This window comes from Actinomadura sp. NBRC 104412 (genome assembly GCF_030269515.1).
GTDB lineage: Bacteria > Actinomycetota > Actinomycetes > Streptosporangiales > Streptosporangiaceae > Spirillospora.
This window is the reverse complement of record NZ_BSTM01000019.1, coordinates 50122-65914: the sequence shown is the minus strand read 5'-3', so window position 1 is coordinate 65914 and position 15793 is coordinate 50122. Positions and strand designations below refer to the sequence as shown.

Below are 15793 nucleotides of genomic sequence, written 5' to 3'. Positions count from 1 at the left end.
ATCGGTATCGATGGGGGAGTGATCGGGGGAATCGGGGGACCTTGATGGGTTTCGGCGACGTACCCTGCGGGGCATGAAGGGTCGGCCGCTCCGCTACACACCGCGACGAGACGCAGGGTTGCACGCCTATGAGCGCGTGCTTGAGCACGCCGGGTTCTCGCCGGTGGCCGGTGTGGACGAGGCGGGACGGGGCGCGTGCGCGGGGCCGCTCGTGGTGGGGGCGGTGATCCTTGCGGGAGGCAAGCGGGGGCGGATCGAGGGGCTGACCGATTCCAAACTGCTCACGCCGGCGCGGCGGGAGGAACTGTACGCCGAGATCATCGAGCGGGCCCTGGCGTGGAGCGTGATCGTCATCCCGTGCCATGACATCGACCGGATCGGCGTGCACCGGTGCAACATCACCGGGATGCGACGAGCGCTCGCGGCGCTGGAGCGGCGGCCCGCGTACGTGCTGAGCGACGGGTTCCCGGTGCCCGGGGTCGGCGTGCCCTCGCTGGCCGTGATCAAGGGGGATCAGGTGGCCGCCTGCGTGGCCGCGGCGTCGATCGTGGCCAAGGTCACCCGAGACCGGATCATGGTCGCCCTGCATGATCGGTACCCGCAGTACGGATTCGACGAGCACAAGGGGTATGTCACGCGCGATCACTCTGCGGCACTGGCCGAACACGGTCCCTGTCCTGAGCATCGGTTCTCCTACGTCAATGTGGGGCGGGCGCTGCGTAAGAATGGAGAGGTGATGGCCATCGGGGAGGACGCCGGGGAGGATCTTCTGGGAGAGATTCCCGGCGACGGCCGGACTGAAGAAGGGGCACCAGCGTGAGCGCCGAGGATCTCGAGAAGTACGAGACCGAGATGGAGCTGCAGCTCTATCGCGAGTACCGCGACGTGGTCGGTCTGTTCACCTATGTCGTCGAGACCGAGCGGCGCTTCTACCTCACCAACTCGGTGGACCTTCAGGTGCGCAGCACCGAGAACGGCGAGGTCTACTTCGAGGTCACGATGCAGGACGCCTGGGTCTGGGACATGTACAGACCCGCCCGCTTCGTCAAGAACGTCCGTGTCGTTACGTTCAAGGACGTCAACGTCGAGGAACTCGCCAAGAGCGATTTCGAACTCCCCGCCGATCAGTAGTCCCTTGATCTGGCGGCCCGGGTCAGGCGCCAGCCCGCGTCGGCGCGCTCGACGAACCCTCCGGCGGCGAGAAGACCGAGCTTGCCGTTCACCGAGAAGATGTCCATGCCCGCCTTGGCGGCGAGCTGCGCCGGACCGGTCGTGCCACGGGACGGGAACGCCTCCAGCACCGCGCGGGTCGGTGGATCCAGGCGGTCACGGGGCAGAACAGGGGCGCTCGGCCGTGGAGCCAGGTCGGTGCCCAGGTCGCCCACCGCTTCGATCACCTCGTCGGCGCAGGTTACCAAAATGGTCTCCGGATCCTCGCGCAGCAGCCGCAGGCATCCGGCCGACGAACGGGAGTCGACCGGTCCGGGCACCACCATCAGCGCGCGTCCCAGCCTGCGCGCCCAGGCGGCGGTGTTGAGCGCCCCGCTGCGGCGCTCCGCCTCGACGATCACCGTGCCCCGGGAGAGCGCGGCGATCACCCGGTTCCGGACGAGGAAGCGGAGCCGGTGCGGCGGGGTGCCCGGCGGCGACTCGCTGATCAGCAGGCACCGTCTGGCCAGCTCCGCGAACAGCCCTTCGTTGCTGCTCGGGTAGGGAACGTCCACACCGTTGGCGAACACCGCCACGGTCGTCCCGTCGGCGGCCAGCGCGCCTCGATGGGCCGCGCCGTCGATGCCGAGCGCGCCCCCCGAGACCACCGTCCAGCCACGCTCGGCCACTTCCGTGCTCATCTCGGCGGCCACCCGCAATCCGTAGGGGGACGCGGCGCGGGATCCGACCATCGCGACCGAGCGCAGGCACCCGTACCGCAGGTCGGCCGGGCCGCGAAGCCACAACGCGTAGGGACGTGCCGCGCCGAGGTCGTCCAGTGTGGTGGGCCATTCAGGATCACCCGGGCAGACCACGCGGATCCCCATACGCTCGCAGACGGCGAGATCCTCCTCGAGGGAGGCGGCCTTCAGCCTGATCCGCCATTGGTCGAACCGGCGTAGCTCCCCTTCGCTCGCCTGGAGATCGGCGGGAAGCCGTCCGCCGCGAAGAGCGGCGAGGGCTCCCGGCGCGCCCGCGTGGTCAAGGATCCGGTTGAGGAACGCGTCCCCTGGTTCGGCCGCCGCGCAGAGCGCCGCCCGCGCCTCGCGCTCCTCCTGCCGCACCTGCTGGACGGGCTGATCGGCACGGGCGTCCAACGCGGATCCCTCCCGCTGTTCGTGCGCGGCCGGCCCGGGCACGGGCTCACGCCCGGTGAGGTCGTCGTCGGTCATGGTCTCCTCCCGGTCCACAGGGCAAGGGCGCCGCCGACGTCGTCCTCGTTGGGCTGGTCGCGTCCGGCCAGATCGGCGATCGTCCAGGCGACGCGGAGGATCCGGTCGAAGCCGCGGACGCTGAGCGAGCCGTTCTGAAGCGCGGCGTCGGCGGCGCGCATCGCCTCAGGCGGAGGCGTGAACCGGCGGCGAAGCTCGGGACCTGGAATCTCGGAGTTGAAGCGCCAAGGGGTGTCGGCGAGCCGTTTGGCGGTACGTTCGCGTGCCTGCAGAACGCGTTCGGCGACGACCTCGCTGGCCTCGGCGAACTCCAGGTCGTAGCGCAGTTCGGCACGGCTGGCGGGGGTCAGTTCGAGTTTGAGGTCGATACGGTCAAGGAGGGGGCCGGACAGCTTGTTGAGGTAGCGGCGGCGCACACCCGGGGCGCAACAGCAGTCGACCTGCTTCGCGGCCGCGCAGGGACAGGGATTGGCCGCCAGGACGAGGGTGAACCGGGCCGGAAAGCAGGCCGCGCCCTCGATGCGGGAGATCCTGACCTCTCCCTCTTCGAGCGGCTGGCGGAGCGCGTCCAGGGCGGTCCGCTGGAACTCGGGGGCCTCGTCGAGGAACAGGATGCCGTTGTGGGCCAGGGATACCGCGCCCGGCTGGATGTGCCGGCCGTGGCCGCCCCCGACCATCGCGGCCGTGCTCGCGGTGTGGTGCGGCGCGTAGAAGGGCGGACGCGTGATCAGCGGCTGATCGCTGGGCAGCGCGCGGGCCACGGAGTGGATCGCGGTGACCTTCAGCGCCTCCTCGCGGTCGAGCGGCGGCATGAGCGTGGGCAGGCGCTCGGCCAGCATCGTCTTGCCGCAGCCCGGGGGACCGGTGAAGAAGAGATGGTGCCCGCCCGCGGCGCTGATCTCCAGGGCGCGGCGTGCCTCCGCCTGGCCCCGCACGTCCGCCAGATCGAGCGGGCCTCGGTTGCCTTGGCCGCTCAGCACCATCCCTTCGGCGACCGAGTGCGGTGAGGCGTCCGCAGGTTCCTCGGCCTCCTCGATGGGCGGTGGCTCGTCCCGCAGCAGGCACAGCAGCCCTCGCAGGCTCGACGCGGAGATCACCTGGAGATCGTCGACCAGCTCCGCCTCCGCCCTGTTGGCGCTGGGGACGACGACCGTCGTGCACCCCGCCTGCGACGCGGCGAGCACGGCGGCCAGGGCCCCGGGGACGGCCCGCAGGCGCCCGTCCAGCCCCAGCTCGCCGATCACCACCAGGCCCTCACAGGATCGCGGCGGAATGGCCTCGGCGGCGGCCATCAATGCCACGGCGATGGCCGTATCGAAGATCGAACCGCGTTTGGGCAGGCTGGCCGGAAACAGGGAGATGGTGACATGGCGATTGGGCCAGTCCTCACCGGAGTTGTACACGGCGGCCCGGACCCTGTCACGGGCCTCGTTCAGCGCGGTGTCGGGGAGCCCGACCAGATGGAGCCCGGGAACCCCGCTGGTGATCGCGGCCTCCACGTCCACGACGAAACCCTCCACGCCTACCAGCGACACCGAGCGTGTCTTGGCGAGCGCCACTCAGCACACCCCCCGCATGTGATCGACGACGAAGCCGTCCCGGTCGGTCACCAAGCCGAGCAGGTCCACGCCGACGTCGTCCTTGGGCACGCCGCGCGCGTTCGCCCAGCGCCACGCCAGCCGCCTCAGCCGGACGGCCTTGCGCGGGGTGATCGCCTCCAGCGGATCCCCGTAGTCGGTGGAACTGCGGGTCTTCACCTCGCAGACGACGTGACGCACGCCGTCGTGGGCGATGATGTCGAGCTCGCCCTCGGAACACCGCCAGTTGCGTTCCAGGACCGTCCAGCCCTGCCCCGCCAGATAGGCGGCCGCGGCGTCCTCGCCGCGCTCTCCGAGGCTCTTGTTGGCGTTCATCGGGCCTCACCTCCGACCTATGACGCTGCCGGAGCGTTCACCTGGAAACCAGCAAAACGTAGGTCTGTGGATAACTTTCCGTTCTTGATCGATTACCTGAGGTGGCCGTTTATTGGGCGGATGGCGCGGCGTCGTGTGGGGGCAGGCAGGAGGACTCCAGGACGAGCTTGGGGATGACGCGTGCCATGACGTGATGGTGTCGGCCGGTTAAGTGGCGTGGGGATTGGTGCTGTGCCTGAAGTCGGGGTTTAGTAGGTGGCTAGCTTTCTGAGGGGGCCGTGTGACGGAAGCGGGCGATGGGGAACTGCCGGAGGCCGTGGCCGAGTTCGGGCGGTATCTGCGCGGGGAACGCGACGTGTCGCCGCACACTTTGCGCGCGTACGAAGGGGACCTGCGAGACCTGTGCCGGTACGCGGCGGAGGTCGGCGTACGCAAAGTGAGCGAACTCGATGTCAACGTGCTGCGTGCCTGGCTCGCGCTTCAGCATGCGGACGGCCTGTCACGCGCCACGCTGGCCCGCCGCACCGCGGCGGCCCGAGCGTTCACCGCTCACCTCCACAGGCGTCGGGTTATCACGCACGACCCCGGGCAGCTCCTGGGCACCCCTAAGCGGCATCGCGACCTTCCCCGTGTGCTCGACCAGGACGAGGCGGCCCGGCTGCTGGACGAGATGGACGCCGAAGGCCCCCTGGGCCTGCGGGACCAGGCGGTGCTCGAACTCCTCTACGGGACGGGCGTCCGGGTCGGCGAACTCTGCGGCCTGGACATCGACGACCTGGACACCGGCCGAGGAACCGTCCGTGTGCTCGGCAAGGGCGGCAAGGAGCGAACGGTGCCCCTGGGCGAACCGGCGGCGCGTGCCGTGGCGACGTGGCTGTCCGCGGGACGCCCGGCGCTCGCGAACGAGCGGAGCGGGCCGGCGCTTTTCCTCGGCGCCCGCGGTGGACGCCTGCACGCCAACACCGTGCGCAGGATCGTCCACGGCCGGATCGCCGAGGTCGGAGACGTTCCAGACCTCGCGCCGCACGGACTACGGCACAGCGCCGCCACCCACCTGCTCGAAGGCGGCGCCGACCTGCGAAGCGTCCAGGAAATCCTCGGACACGCGTCCCTCCAGACCACGCAGATCTACACCCACGTGACCCCGGAACGCCTCAGACAGGTACACCGCCAAGCCCACCCCCGCGGCACCGAGTAGGCACCCCCGACAACGCCAAGCCACCCCGCGAAGCCGACTCACACCCCGCGAAGCCGACTCACACCCCGCGAAGCCGACTCACACCCCGCGAAGCCGACTCACACCCTGCGGGGCCGATCGCACCTCGGGTTGAGTGGCGGCGGGTTTGTTTTGAGGTCTTCGAGCTGCGAGGTGAGGAAGGCGTGCCGTTCCTCCAGGGCCGCGAACCCTCAGGGCCAGCGGGCTGACGTTGACCTTGCTGAGTTGGTTGAGCTGCCGCTTAGCGGCCTTGGCATGGTGCTCCTGTTCCGCTGTCGTAAAGGATGGGCTGTGCGTCCTCCGCGGCTTCCGGGCCGGGTGGGATGAGTTGCTTCGAGGCCGTGCTCCGCCACGAGTGCCTCCACTCCGAGTCGCGCCCTACGCGGCCGGTGCGCCCTGTGGGGTCGGGTCGCACTCTGCGGGGCCGACCTGATCTACGGATCCGAGTCGGCGCCTGCGGCGCTGAGCGGGCCCCGCGGGCGAGATAAGACCTGCGGGAGAGACAGAGCCGTCGTGCCTGCCAGTGCGGGGCGGACCTGGTGGGTGGTGTGAAAAGCGTTTGAGGTTGGGGTTGTGTGAGGTAGAGCGCGGCGGCGGTGCTGGTTTTGGTTGTGGTCCTTTGGTGAGAGCCTTCCCAGGGCCCTGGGTGAGGGGCCCTGGGAGGCGTGGGTCTAGCGGACTCGGCGTAGGCGGCGTTCGCGGCGTTCTTGGGTTAGGTCGATCACCCCGGGAGGGGGCGGGCGGCGGTTGCGGTTGAACTTCAGGAGTGAGATCAGGGTGAAGGTGAAAAGCATGCCCGCCAGGGCGCCGCCGCCGGCCGTCGTGGCGTCGCGGAGGTCCATCTGGGCCGATGGAGCCGGTGGATCGGGGGCGGACGTGGGGGCTCGCCAGTGGGGCAGCAGGCGTACCTGGGGCCGTACCAGAGGAAGCGGGTCCAGGTAGGTGTCTCCCCGCAGCAGGCCCCAGTGCAGGCAGGGTGTGGCGCAGTGCGTGGACGGCTCTACGGTGCCGATACGGGCACCCGCCTTTACGGAGTGGCCCTTCTGGACGGCCGGCCGCACGGGGAGATAGGTGGTTCGTAGCGCCCCATGCGTTACGGCGACTATGCCTTGGCCCGCGAGACGTCCCGCGTAAGAGACCTCGCCGGGCGCCGCCGCGTACACCGGGAGGCCGGGACGGGCGGCGAGATCGACTCCCCGGTGGCCAGGACCCCAAGGGGTCGCGGGAGGGGAGAAGGCGCGAAGGACCTGGGGGACGGGCGGGCCCAGCGGCCAGTGCCATTCATGGGGTGAGAGAGGGGCTCCGACGGTCAGTGAGCAGGCCAGAAGCAGCGTGATCAGCGTCATATCGGCAGTCTGGCCGGTGCCCGAAGCCGCGGCCCAGGGGGTTCGCCAACTGTGGATAACCCTTGTGATCGGGGTTTCCCGGCGGTCTCCGCGCCCTGATAACCTAGGCGGGTGTTCGAATGGGCACCGGTCAAGGCTTGGCCGTCGCTCGAACGGCCATCACGGCCTGGTGAGCGGGAAGCCGTTCCATTATGGAGCGGACAGGCCACAGGCCCGGGGGTCGATCCCCGGCCAGCGGTCGTGTCCGCGACCGAATTCACGCGTCCGCCGGCCACCTGCTTTGCTTGGTGGGGCGCAATCCCTCGGTCCGTCATCCCGGTGACGGCGGGGTTGTGTCCGGACGCGGGCGACCAACCAAACGTGGCCCGGTAACGGGCCGGACAAGGAGAGTACGGGCCCATGGCACCCGTCGTCACGATGCGGCAGCTGCTCGAAAGCGGCGTTCACTTCGGCCACCAGACCCGCCGGTGGAACCCGAAGATGAAGCGGTTCATCCTCACCGACCGCAACGGCATCTACATCATCGACCTGCAGCAGTCGCTGTCCTACATCGACCGCGCCTACGAGTTCGTCAAGGCGACGGTCGCGCACGGTGGCACGATCCTGTTCGTCGGCACCAAGAAGCAGGCGCAGGAGACCATCTCCGAGCAGGCCACGCGGGTCGGCATGCCGTACGTCAACCAGCGCTGGCTGGGCGGCATGCTCACCAACTTCTCGACCGTCCACAAGCGGCTCACCCGGCTCAAGGAGCTGGAGGAGATCAACTACGACGATGTCGCCGGCTCCGGAATGACCAAGAAGGAGCTCTTGGGGCTGCGTCGCGAGAAGGACAAGCTGGAGCGCACCCTCGGCGGTATCCGCGACATGGCCAAGGTGCCCAGCGCCGTCTGGATCGTGGACACCAAGAAGGAGCACATCGCGGTCAACGAGGCCAAGAAGCTCGGCATCCCCGTGGTCGCGATCCTGGACACCAACTGCGACCCTGACGAGGTCGACTACCCGATCCCGGGCAACGACGACGCGATCCGCAGCGTCAGCCTGCTGACCAGGGTGGTCGCCGACGCGGTCGCGGACGGCCTGATCGCCCGCGCGGGCGCCGCCACCGGCGGGGACAAGCCGGCCGAGGGCGGGGTCGGGGCGTCCGAGCCGCTGGCCGAGTGGGAGCGCCAGCTGCTGGAGAACCAGGAGCAGCCCGCCGCTGAGGCCGCGCAGGCCGCCGAGGCCAAGCCGGCCGAGGGTGCCGCGTCCGAGGCCGCCCCGGAGGCTTCCGAGGGCGCGTCCGCGGAGGCCGCTCAGGATCGGCCCCAGGGCGCCGGGCAGAGCTGACGGCGACGCATGGCCCCGGGGCGAGGTGACCGTCGCGTCCTGGGGCCGTGCTCGTAGGGGTGCTGTGCGTCCGCCTACCGCCCCCCGGCCAAGCCAGTCTCTGGAAGGCGGGGGCGCGGCCGGTCGGTTTTGAGGCACCGGGTGTCGTGGTCGGAAGATCCCATGGAACAGTTCGGTTCGCGGAATGGTTCATTCCGTGGAGGAAGTGCTCCAGGCCCGGCTGTCCGGGGTAGGGCTCAAAGCGGACCGGTGGACGTGAGCCCGCCCTACGACCGGTTCCGGTACGCGGCGCGCGGGACTTGCCACGTGAGGTCGCGGTCGCGTTCCGGACGGATACCGGTCGCCGGAGGCTCCCGCGCACGGCACCCGTGGTCCAGTGAACGAGGGCAGGCTCCTCCGCGAAGGGCCCAGAGCCCGGCGGACGGGCGGCCAATGACGTCCGGCGGAACGCGCTCCGCCGGGTACATCTACCACTTCACCAGACGTTCCACCACGACAGAGACGAAGAGAGCGATGGCAAACTTCACCGCCGCTGACGTCAAGCGGCTCCGCGAGCTGACCGGCTCCGGCATGATGGCCTGCAAGAACGCGCTGACCGAGGCCGAGGGCGACTTCGACAAGGCGGTCGAGCTGCTGCGCCTCAAGGGTGCCAAGGACGTGGGCAAGCGCGCCGAGCGCACCGCCGGCAACGGCCTGGTCGCCCAGTACTTCGCCAGTGACGGCGACGGCGCGATCCTGGAGCTCAACTGCGAGACCGACTTCGTGGCCAAGAACGAGCAGTTCATCCAACTGGCCGACCGGCTCGCCGAGTTCGCGGTCACCAGCGGCGCCGCCGACACACCGGCGCTGCTGGGAGCCGAGATCGAGCCGGGCAAGACCGTCCAGGCGCTGATCGAGGAGAACAGCGCGAAGATCGGCGAGAAGCTGGAGCTGCGCCGCTTCGCCCACTTCACCGGCGAGTACGTGACCAGCTACATGCACAAGTCCGACCCGTCGCTGCCGCCGACCACCGGCGTGCTGGTCGAGCTGGACACCGCGAACCCCGAGGTGGCCAAGGACATCGCCCAGCAGATCGCGGCGATGGCGCCCAAGTACCTCTCCCGTGAGGAGATCCCCGCCGAGGCGGTCGAGAAGGAGCGGGCGCTGGCCGAGCAGCTCACCCGCGAGGAGGGCAAGCCCGAGCAGGCCATCCCGAAGATCGTCGAGGGCCGGGTCAACGCCTACTTCCGCGACCTGGTGCTGCTGGAGCAGGCGTTCGTCAAGGACGGCAAGAAGACCATCTCCAAGGTTCTGGACGAGGCGGGCGTGAAGGTCAAGCGCTTCGCCCGCTTCAAGGTCGGCCAGGTCTGATCACCGGTCCTCCGACCTTCCGATCAGGCCCTGCGACCTGGTAGGTCGCGTCCGCCCGTGCCATGGCCCCGTTCTCCGAACGGGGCCTTTCGGCGGACATGGCCAGGACCGGGCGGCTCCGAGGGGCCGGGCGGCATGGCGAATCCCGGCCGATTGTCGGTGCCAGGGCGTAGGGTCCTGGACAATCGGTGCGGGGCGAGATGGGTCTGGTGCGGCCCGGCACGCCGTGGGGGGGTGACCCGTGGCGGGCCGGTCGCGGTATCGGGGCGCGTTCGGGGCATATCTGGGTGTGCCGGGCGGCTTCCGGTGTCCTGGACGGGTTACGCCTTAGGGTGTCCCCGGGGTGACCGGACGGTCCGCGTCCGGCCAGGGGGCTCGGGTTGTGCCCGGTCCGGGCGTGCCTGCCCGTCTCACGTCCAGATGGGACGGGGTGTGAGCGCCGTTCGGCCCGTCCTGTCCGTTCAGGTCCCGTCCGTTCAGGAAAGGGGCCCGGAACGGAGGGGCCGCCACGGGCCGGTGAGGGTCGCACGACGAGAACCGCCAGTTGAGAGGGCATCCTGGAGACAGGGGCCCGACGAAGCCCACCAGACGCCGTTACAAGCCGTTACGAGGAGGCCGCTGACGTGCCGGAGCCAACGACCAGTGATCCGACGGCGGCAGCGCCACCGGGTCAGCACGCCCCCCTCGCGGGCTGGAAGCGGGTCCTGCTGAAGCTTTCGGGCGAGGCGTTCGCGGGACGCGAACCGCTGGGAATCGACCCTGAGGTCGTGCAGCACGTCGCCGAGGCGATCGCCGAGGCCGTCCGGGAGGGCGTCCAGGTCGCGGTGGTGTGCGGCGGAGGCAACATGTTCCGCGGCGCGGCGCTGGCCGAGCGCGGCATGGACCGCGGCCGCGGCGACTACATGGGCATGATCGGTACGGTGATCAACTGCCTGGCCCTTCAGGACTTCCTGGAGAAACTCGGCCTGGACACGCGGGTGCAGACGGCGATCACCATGAGCCAGGTGGCCGAGCCGTACATCCCCCGCCGCGCCATCAGGCACCTGGAGAAGGGCCGCGTGGTGATCTTCGGGGCGGGCCTTGGCCAGCCGTTCTTCTCCACCGACACCACGGCCGCGCAGCGCGCGCTGGAGATCGGCGCGGAGGCGGTCCTCAAGGCCACTCAGGTCGACGGCGTGTACGACGCCGACCCGCGTAAGAATCCTGACGCGGTGAAGTTCGACCGTTTGGAATACGGTGAGGTTCTACAAAGGGGCCTGAAGGTCATGGACGCCACGGCCATCAGCCTCTGCATGGACAACGCCCTGCCCATCGTGGTCTTCGACCTCATGGGCCAGGGCAACATCGTACGGGCCGTCCGGGGTGAGAAGATCGGCACGCTGGTCAGTCCGGCGGACGGCTGATCCGGCCCGTTCGCCCGTACGAACACCGACCGGCAGGATAGAACCGGCAGGGACAGGGGCCGAGCAGATGACACGGGAGCCGAAGTGATCGACGAGACCCTCCTCGAGGCAGAGGAGAAGATGGAGAAGGCGGTCGCGGTCGCCAAGGAGGACTTCCAGGCCATCCGCACCGGCCGGGTCACCCCCGCCATGTTCAACAAGATCACCGCCGAGTACTACGGGACGCCGACGCCGATCAACCAGCTGGCGTCGTTCACGCTGCCCGAGCCGCGGATGGTCATCGTCCAGGTCTTCGACAAGTCCTCCATGCAGGCGGTGGAGCGCGCCATCCGCGACAGCGACCTCGGCGTCAACCCCACCAACGACGGCAACGTCATCCGGGTGGTGTTCCCGGAGCTGTCGGAGGAGCGGCGCCGGGAGTTCATCAAGGTCGCCGGCACCAAGGCCGAGGACAGCCGGATCGCCATCCGCAACATCCGGCGGCGGGCCAAGGAGACCCTGGACAAGATGGCCAAGGACGGCGAGGCCGGGGAGGACGAGGTCCGGCGTGCCGAGAAGGAGCTCGAGGACCTCACGCACCGGTATGTCGCGCAGATCGACGAGCTCCTTGAGCACAAGAAGGCCGAGCTGCTCGAGGTTTGATGAGACTCGACCGTACCGGGGGGCCCGCGGGCTCCCCGGGCGAGCCTGAGGCGTCCGGTCCCGGCGCTGCCGGTGCCCGCGACTCGGGCCTGCCCCCTGCGACCCCAGTACCGCCTGCCGCCGCCGTACGGCCCGAGGCCGTCACCGCGCCCCGGGCCGTGGACGGCGCGGCCGACCCCGCTCCCGCCCCGGGTCCCGAGGGGCCCGGCCCGGAACGAACCGGTCCGGAACGAATTGGCCCGGAAGGAGCTGGTCAGGGAGAGCCCGGCCCTGAGAAGCCGGCCGCAAAGGATCAGGGCGTCGACGAGCCGGAACCCGAGGTCCCTGCCCCGAAGACGCTGGGCTCCGAGGATGACCTCGCGGGCTCGACCGCCTCTTCGCAGGCCGCGGGGGTGGGCGGATCGACGGGTCCCGGACCTGCGACGGCCGCTCCGAGCCCGCCTTCCGCGCGTCCACAGTCCCGGGACGCGGGCGGCACGGCCGCGCCCGAGCGCGATCCCGGAACGCCCTCCGAGCGTGACCCCGCGACGCCTTCCGGGCGTGAGCCTGCGACGCCTTCCGGGCGCGGCTCCGTGGCTCCTTCCGAGGGCGACGCCGGGACGCCCAGCGGGCGCGAGCCCGCGACGCCTTCCGAGGGCGATGCCGGGACGCCCAGCGGGCGCGGCCCCGCGACGCCTTCCGAGGGCGACGCCGCGGCGCCCTCGGGGCGCGAGCCCGCGGCCTCCTCGTCCGAGAGCGGCGGCGACGCGTCACCGGGCAAGGCCACCGGCACAGGCCCCGCCACAAGCGATACCCCTCCAGACGCCACCGCGCCGAAGACACCTGGATCTGCGAAGACCTCCCGTACGGGGCGGAACCTGCCCCTGGCGATCGGTGTCGGGGTCGCGCTGGGCGCGATGGTCCTGGCGTCCTTGTACTACGTCAAGGAACTCTTTCTTGTCGTCATGATGCTCTTCCTCCTCCAGGGCCTGCGGGAACTGGCGGAGGCGTTCAGCGCGCGGAGCATCAGGATCCCGCTGCCGCCATTGCACGCCGGCATGGTCGCCGCGCCGCTGGCCGCGTACGTCTGGGGGCCCGAGGCATTGGTGGCCGCGGTGGCGCTGGCCATCCTCGCGTCGCTGGTGTGGCGGATGGCCGAAGGCCCCGCCGAAGGCTACGTACCGGACGCCACGGCTGCGGTGTTCGCCGCCGGATACCTCGTCCTGATGGGCGGGATCGTGGCGCTCCTGATCGCGCCCGGGGACGGCGACCACCGCATCGTGATCTTCATCGCGGTGACGATCGCGAGCGACATCGGCGGCTACTTCGCCGGGACGTTCTTCGGCCGGCACAAGCTCGCCCCCACGATCAGCCCGAAGAAGACGTGGGAGGGCGTCACCGGGTCCGCGCTGGCCTGCATGCTGGTCGGCGCGTGGCTGGTGTGGTGGCTGCTGGACGGGGGCGCGGTCTGGCACGGCGTGGTCATCGGAGCCGCGGCCGTGGTGACCGCCACCGCGGGGGATCTCATCGTCTCGATGCTCAAACGCGACCTCGGCATCAAGGACATGGGCAGCCTGCTCCCCGGCCACGGCGGCGTGATGGACCGCCTCGACTCCCTGGTGGCCACGGCCCCCGTGGTGTGGCTGCTGCTGGAGGTCTTCGTCCCCTCGTCCCAGTAAAGGTCCCAGCGGTCCTGGCGGGCGTGGGCGTCCGGCAGGAGCCGCCACGAGTCCTCTCCGGGACGGGGGATCAGGAGATCACCCAGGAGCGGTTCTGCTGGGCGAGGCGGCGGATCAGGGCGTCGGAGCCCTCGTTCTTGGCGTAGCGGTGTTCCTCGCCCGTGATGGGCACCAGCCACAGCCACCGCACGGGGTCGCCTTCGGTCGACAGGCCCGTGAGGCCGGGAACGACCGGCCCCGCGAGACGGCTCGGGTCGTCCAAGAGGAGGACGCCCTCCCATGCCGCCTCACCCGTGCCGAGCGGGAAGGTGTGGGCCTCGTGGTACCACTTGACCACGTCCCCGGCGGCGAACCAGGTCACGACCCGCCACGGGTACTGGGCGAGCCAGGGGAAGATGCTTCCCGCCCGTTGGCTGGGCAGGGTCGTGGCAACGGCGAGTTCGATGCGGCTGTAGGGGGCGACGTCGTCCTCGTACAGCTCGACCGTGGGCATCCGCTGGCGGCTCATGCCGACCGTGCTCAGGACGGTGAATTCGCGGTCTCCGCTGGCAGGACGTTCGGTCACCCCTACGACAGGGGACGCGGCCTTGATTCCGCCGCTGCCACTGCTGGGCAGTTGCCGTCCCACGTCGTGCCAGTAGTGTCCGCCGGGGCCGAGACGCTGGAGCAGGTGTCCCAGAACCGATTGCTGGAAGTCGGCCCAGGAACCGTCCGCCTCGCAGACCTTCCAGTGGTCGCGGGCACGGTCGATGCGTGGGCCGAAGTTCTCGATCTCGTCGTCCAGCGGGAAGGCGAAAGGGCTCTGGCCTGTCACGTCCCGGTTGTAGCCGGGGATGCCGCGGCCGATGTCGGACCATCCGGGGATGACGCAGAGTGGTTCGCCCTCCTCCAGGACGGCCACCCCGTCCCCTTCCTCGAACCACACGACCTCGAGCGCGTCCCAATCGGGCATTGGACGTCCCTCGGGATGGCGTGTGTGCGAGGCGGGCAGCATTGGGGCCGCACCGTCCTCCAGCCGCGCCTGGTCCGGCTCGGCCGGTGCCGCCTGGTGGTTGGCGAGCCAGACGGCGCCGACCACCGCGCCCCTGGCGTCCTTGAGATAGGCGGCGCTGACCGTTCCGTCGGTCTCGATGACGAGGCGGCGGCTCCCGTAGGGGCTGAGTTCGGTCCGGACGGTCGTGGTGGCGCCCCGGCCCGCGGCGTGCCCCCTTCGGAATACCGACATGATCGCGACTTTACCGCCTGGCCTCCGGCCACGATGGCGTCTTCGCACCCCTGCCGGACGACCGGATCGCGTCTGCGCGCGTGCCGTCGTGACCGGTGCACGCCGAAGGGTTTGCCACACTGGAGGAACCATGTCTGTCACCCCTGATCCAGCCGCGACAACCGTCCCGTCCGGCGACGCGATCCCCACCACACCTTCCACGGCGGCCGCCGAGTCGGGGAAGACGCCGCCGAAGCTGGTTTTCGCGGCGCCACGGCGTGCGAAGCCGCCGCGTCACCTGGCGGACCTCAGCACGGCCGAACGCCGCGAAGCGGTGGCCGCCCTGGGAGAGAAGCCTTTCCGGGCGGACCAACTGTCGCGGCACTACTTCTCCCGTCTCGCGGACGATCCGTCCCAGATGACCGACCTTCCGGCCAAGATGCGCGAACGTCTGGTGGCGGAGCTGTTGCCGCCGCTGCTCACTCCGTTGCGTGAGCTGGACTGTGACGGCGGGACGACGCTGAAGACGGTCTGGAGGGCCTTCGACGGCGTCCTGTTCGAGTCGGTCCTGATGCGCTACCCGGACCGCACCACGATGTGCGTGTCCTCGCAGGCCGGCTGCGGCATGAACTGCCCGTTCTGCGCGACGGGGCAGGCCGGGCTGACCCGCAACCTGTCCACGGCGGAGATCGTGGAGCAGGTCGCGGCGGGAGCCCGCGCGATGGCCCGCGGCCGCGTCCCGGGCGGTCCCGGACGGGTGTCCAACATCGTGTTCATGGGCATGGGGGAGCCGCTGGCCAACTACAAGGCCGTGCTGGGCGCCATCCGCCGGATCACCGACCCCGCGCCCGCCGGGCTGGGTATCTCGCGGCGTTCGGTGACGGTGTCCACGGTCGGCCTGGTCCCGGCGATCGAGAGGCTGGCTGCCGAGGACCTGCCGGTGCGGCTCGCCGTCTCCCTGCACGCTCCCGACGACGAGTTGCGGGACGAGCTCGTCCCGATCAACAACCGGTGGAAGGTCGCCGAGGTCCTGGACGCGGCCTGGGCGTACGCGGAACGCAGCGGGCGCCGCGTGTCGGTCGAATACGCCTTGATCAAGGATGTGAACGACCAGTCGTGGCGGGCCGATCTGCTGGGAAGGCTCTTGCGCGGACACCTCGTTCACGTCAATCTGATCCCGTTGAACCCGACTCCGGGGTCGAAATGGACCGCCTCCCGGCCGCAGGACGAGCGGGAGTTCGTGCGAAGGCTGGAGGCCCACGGGGTGCCGGTCACGGTCCGCGACACCAGGGGGAGGGAGATCGACGGCGCCTGCGGCCAGCTGGCCGCCACCACGAAGGGGTGAGTGAGTGGT

General features: G+C 70.2%; 14 protein-coding genes. 9 read left to right on the top strand and 5 right to left on the bottom strand.

Going from position 1 to position 15793, the window contains the following annotated elements; all coding sequences use genetic code 11:
• Positions 1-73 precede the first annotated feature (73 nt).
• Together QSK21_RS22830 and QSK21_RS22825 are read left to right on the top strand one after the other, a co-directional pair.
• Positions 74-820 (top strand): ribonuclease HII, encoded by a 747-nt coding sequence (locus tag QSK21_RS22830; protein WP_285698777.1) that lies wholly within the window; start codon positions 74-76, stop codon positions 818-820.
• Positions 817-1131: a DUF2469 domain-containing protein gene (locus QSK21_RS22825; RefSeq protein ID WP_285698776.1), complete on the top strand. Its 315-nt coding sequence runs from the start codon at positions 817-819 to the stop codon at positions 1129-1131. Before QSK21_RS22830 ends, QSK21_RS22825 begins: the two co-directional genes overlap by 4 nt.
• On the opposite strand, the gene dprA is transcribed toward QSK21_RS22825, so the two are convergent.
• Genes dprA through QSK21_RS22810 form a run of 3 tightly spaced genes read right to left on the bottom strand, consistent with a single transcriptional unit; the run spans position 1125 to position 4294 of the window.
• Positions 1125-2381 (bottom strand): DNA-processing protein DprA, encoded by a 1257-nt coding sequence (gene dprA, locus QSK21_RS22820; protein ID WP_285698773.1) that lies wholly within the window; start codon positions 2379-2381, stop codon positions 1125-1127. The two genes, QSK21_RS22825 and dprA, sit on opposite strands and share 7 nt — an antisense overlap.
• Complete coding sequence (locus tag QSK21_RS22815; RefSeq protein WP_285698731.1) at positions 2378-3940, bottom strand: YifB family Mg chelatase-like AAA ATPase; 1563 nt, start codon at positions 3938-3940, stop codon at positions 2378-2380. Before QSK21_RS22815 ends, dprA begins: the two co-directional genes overlap by 4 nt.
• A complete protein-coding gene (locus QSK21_RS22810; RefSeq protein ID WP_285698729.1) occupies positions 3941-4294 on the bottom strand; it encodes a YraN family protein in 354 nt (117 codons plus the stop codon).
• 280 nt (positions 4295-4574) lie between these two features.
• On the opposite strand from QSK21_RS22810, the gene QSK21_RS22805 reads away from it, so the two are divergent.
• Entirely contained in the window at positions 4575-5492 is a 918-nt protein-coding gene (locus QSK21_RS22805; RefSeq protein WP_285698728.1) for a tyrosine recombinase XerC, read from the top strand.
• A gap of 689 nt (positions 5493-6181) precedes the next feature.
• Here QSK21_RS22805 and QSK21_RS22800 read toward each other — a convergent pair.
• The gene (locus QSK21_RS22800) at positions 6182-6856 is read right to left on the bottom strand and encodes a M23 family metallopeptidase (RefSeq protein ID WP_285698727.1); all 675 of its coding nucleotides are present in this window, start codon (positions 6854-6856) and stop codon (positions 6182-6184) included.
• 399 nt (positions 6857-7255) lie between these two features.
• Between QSK21_RS22800 and rpsB the strand changes: the two genes are divergently transcribed.
• From rpsB to QSK21_RS22775, 5 genes are all read left to right on the top strand, one after another.
• Complete coding sequence (rpsB, locus tag QSK21_RS22795; RefSeq protein ID WP_285698725.1) at positions 7256-8182, top strand: 30S ribosomal protein S2; 927 nt, start codon at positions 7256-7258, stop codon at positions 8180-8182.
• A 513-nt stretch (positions 8183-8695) separates the two neighbouring features.
• Positions 8696-9532 (top strand): translation elongation factor Ts, encoded by an 837-nt coding sequence (gene tsf, locus QSK21_RS22790; RefSeq protein WP_285698723.1) that lies wholly within the window; start codon positions 8696-8698, stop codon positions 9530-9532.
• A 623-nt stretch (positions 9533-10155) separates the two neighbouring features.
• Positions 10156-10935, top strand: coding sequence for a UMP kinase (pyrH, locus tag QSK21_RS22785; protein WP_285698721.1), 780 nt, complete (start codon positions 10156-10158; stop codon positions 10933-10935).
• 84 nt (positions 10936-11019) lie between these two features.
• Positions 11020-11577, top strand: coding sequence for a ribosome recycling factor (gene frr / locus QSK21_RS22780; protein WP_285698720.1), 558 nt, complete (start codon positions 11020-11022; stop codon positions 11575-11577).
• Positions 11578-12149: 572 nt separating this feature from the next.
• Positions 12150-13235 (top strand): phosphatidate cytidylyltransferase, encoded by a 1086-nt coding sequence (locus tag QSK21_RS22775; protein ID WP_352231312.1) that lies wholly within the window; start codon positions 12150-12152, stop codon positions 13233-13235.
• Between the two features lie 70 nt (positions 13236-13305).
• On the opposite strand, the gene QSK21_RS22770 is transcribed toward QSK21_RS22775, so the two are convergent.
• Positions 13306-14460 (bottom strand): suppressor of fused domain protein, encoded by a 1155-nt coding sequence (locus tag QSK21_RS22770; RefSeq protein WP_285698719.1) that lies wholly within the window; start codon positions 14458-14460, stop codon positions 13306-13308.
• 130 nt (positions 14461-14590) lie between these two features.
• Between QSK21_RS22770 and rlmN the strand changes: the two genes are divergently transcribed.
• Positions 14591-15784 (top strand): dual-specificity RNA methyltransferase RlmN, encoded by a 1194-nt coding sequence (rlmN, locus tag QSK21_RS22765; protein WP_285698718.1) that lies wholly within the window; start codon positions 14591-14593, stop codon positions 15782-15784.
• Positions 15785-15793: the final 9 nt, after the last annotated feature.

What these genes read in the sequence shown, in the direction of transcription:
- QSK21_RS22830 (WP_285698777.1), top strand. Translation starts at nt 74, where the DNA reads ATGAAGGGTCGGCCGCTCCGCTACACACCGCGACGAGACGCAGGGTTG.
- dprA (WP_285698773.1), bottom strand. Translation starts at nt 2,381, where the DNA reads ATGACCGACGACGACCTCACCGGGCGTGAGCCCGTGCCCGGGCCGGCC.
- QSK21_RS22810 (WP_285698729.1), bottom strand. Translation starts at nt 4,294, where the DNA reads ATGAACGCCAACAAGAGCCTCGGAGAGCGCGGCGAGGACGCCGCGGCC.
- QSK21_RS22800 (WP_285698727.1), bottom strand. Translation starts at nt 6,856, where the DNA reads ATGACGCTGATCACGCTGCTTCTGGCCTGCTCACTGACCGTCGGAGCC.
- rpsB (WP_285698725.1), top strand. Translation starts at nt 7,256, where the DNA reads ATGGCACCCGTCGTCACGATGCGGCAGCTGCTCGAAAGCGGCGTTCAC.
- tsf (WP_285698723.1), top strand. Translation starts at nt 8,696, where the DNA reads ATGGCAAACTTCACCGCCGCTGACGTCAAGCGGCTCCGCGAGCTGACC.
- QSK21_RS22770 (WP_285698719.1), bottom strand. Translation starts at nt 14,460, where the DNA reads ATGTCGGTATTCCGAAGGGGGCACGCCGCGGGCCGGGGCGCCACCACG.
- rlmN (WP_285698718.1), top strand. Translation starts at nt 14,591, where the DNA reads ATGTCTGTCACCCCTGATCCAGCCGCGACAACCGTCCCGTCCGGCGAC.